The sequence below is a fragment of the Neisseria sp. P0021.S006 genome (assembly GCF_051956895.1).
Genome location: NZ_JBQCWZ010001202.1, coordinates 1 through 462, shown reverse-complemented (window position 1 = coordinate 462; position 462 = coordinate 1). Strand labels below are relative to the sequence as shown.

At 49.1% G+C, this 462-nt stretch carries 1 protein-coding gene; it reads left to right on the top strand.

Going from position 1 to position 462, the window contains the following annotated elements; all coding sequences use genetic code 11:
- A partial coding sequence (locus ACTHUM_RS19480; RefSeq protein ID WP_440403938.1) for an FAD-dependent oxidoreductase occupies positions 1 to 297 on the top strand: 297 nt, incomplete at its 5' end.
- Positions 298 to 462: the final 165 nt, after the last annotated feature.

The window sequence follows — 462 nt, the reverse complement described above, 5'->3', positions numbered from 1 at the left end:
GAGAGACAGAAACACAATGACGGCAGTACTGAAGAAATCGCGGTAAAAGGCGTCTTCAGCGCCATCGGCCACAAACCCAACACCCACATCTTCAAAGGCCAACTTGATATGTACGAAACCGGCTATTTGAAAACCAAAGTCGGTACCTGCGACAAGGTCGGCGCCACCAATATTGAAGGCGTATGGGCAGCAGGCGACGTCAAAGACCATACCTACCGTCAAGCCATCACCAGCGCCGCTGCCGGCTGCCAAGCCGCGCGTGATGCCGAACGTTGGCTCGACCGCCACGGTGGATAAACCTCGAAGCTACGCCCTATTCTTGAAAACATAATCAAACGGCCGTCTGAAATTTCAGACGGCCTAGAATCTATCTGCCACACGAAATATTCATTTTAAAAGCAAATTTATATCAAATAAGGACTTGGGCTTGAGAATAACGACAAATACACAGCAAAAAGGGAA